Below are 1,224 nucleotides of genomic sequence, written 5' to 3'. Positions count from 1 at the left end.
CGGAGTTGATTTACCAGAAAGATGAACGAGAAGAAGCTTCAAATGAACAAGAGTGGTATTCAGCTGGTGTACGACCGGTATATGCATTGAATGATCAATTTAAGTTAGTAGGAGAGTTGGGTTTTGATGCAGTTAAACGTGATAAGACCGCGACTTTAACTAAGTTAACCTTTGCACCAACATGGTCACCAAAAGGAAAAGGATTTTGGGATAGACCAGAATTCCGTTTGTATTACACCTATGCGATTTGGAACAAGGAAGCCCAAGAGCGAGCTGATCTGAACAATGCAGGTTCTACATTATCTTCAACGGGTAATTTCGGGACATCACGTAATGGTAGCAATTTCGGATTGCAAGTAGAGTATTGGTGGTAATAACTAAGAAGAAAGGCTCATAAGAGCCTTTTTTTATATCATTTTTAATGTTGTATGTTTAATATTCTTTATATTTAAATTTTCTATATTTTTTTGGCTTTCTGAAAATAAAATAATCTCATTCGGATTAGGAAACTCAACTATATTCAATTGAATATTATCCTTGTTATTTTCTGCAACACTGTTAATTACATTTTTTAATGTACTTACTTTGCAGTCGATTTCATAAATATTGAGATTTCTTTGGAAATTAAAGTTATTATTTCGATCAGTAAGGTTTAAAACTTTTAAATCTTGTTCGTGAATAAGTGGTGCAGCATATTGAATGAAATCTTCTTGCCAGCTCTGTATTTTAGCCAATTCTTGCCTTAATAGGTGTCTATGTTCTAATGATTCATATTGCCATAAATGATAAAAGTGAATATATCCATCTTGCTCAATATTCCATTTACCTTTAAGAATCCCATAATTATCTAAACGGATTGGTAAGCATTTATCATTAAATAGTTTTAAGTATTTCGACCAATTTTCAGGTGTGAATTTATAATGTCTTAGTTCATAGATCATAGCTTATTACCTCTAATAACGTATTTAAAAAAATGATCTAAGTAACTTATGTATGAATATTTCCCATCATATCCGATACTAGCTACTTAGATCGATCTTAGAAATTTAATAAATGGGTAGAAACTTAAATTTCTAAGAGGTCTGTCGTTTTGGAATTAATTCAATTTTTCGTATAGGCAAATACTCCTTTATCAGTTCCTTCAATTTGTTCAATATTTTCAGGTCGTTCAAATGGCTCTGGAGTTGGATCTCCCTCTTTACGTGGACGACCGATGTCCCGGAA

2 protein-coding genes are annotated in these 1,224 nt (G+C 32.5%); one reads left to right on the top strand and one right to left on the bottom strand.

Going from position 1 to position 1,224, the window contains the following annotated elements; translation table 11 throughout:
- Positions 1 to 374 (top strand): carbohydrate porin (locus KTI79_RS19080; RefSeq protein ID WP_143225004.1); only part of this gene is annotated, 374 nt, incomplete at its 5' end.
- A 33-nt stretch (positions 375 to 407) separates the two neighbouring features.
- On the opposite strand, the gene KTI79_RS19075 is transcribed toward KTI79_RS19080, so the two are convergent.
- Positions 408 to 941: an NIPSNAP family protein gene (locus KTI79_RS19075; protein WP_024432732.1), complete on the bottom strand. Its 534-nt coding sequence runs from the start codon at positions 939 to 941 to the stop codon at positions 408 to 410.
- Between the last annotated feature and the right edge of the window lie 283 nt (positions 942 to 1,224).

It is taken from the genome of Acinetobacter sp. WU_MDCI_Abxd143 (genome assembly GCF_025514195.1).
GTDB classification, from domain to species: domain Bacteria; phylum Pseudomonadota; class Gammaproteobacteria; order Pseudomonadales; family Moraxellaceae; genus Acinetobacter; species Acinetobacter pittii_H.
Note: the sequence above shows the minus strand (reverse complement) of the source record. Positions and strands in the feature narration are given on the sequence as shown.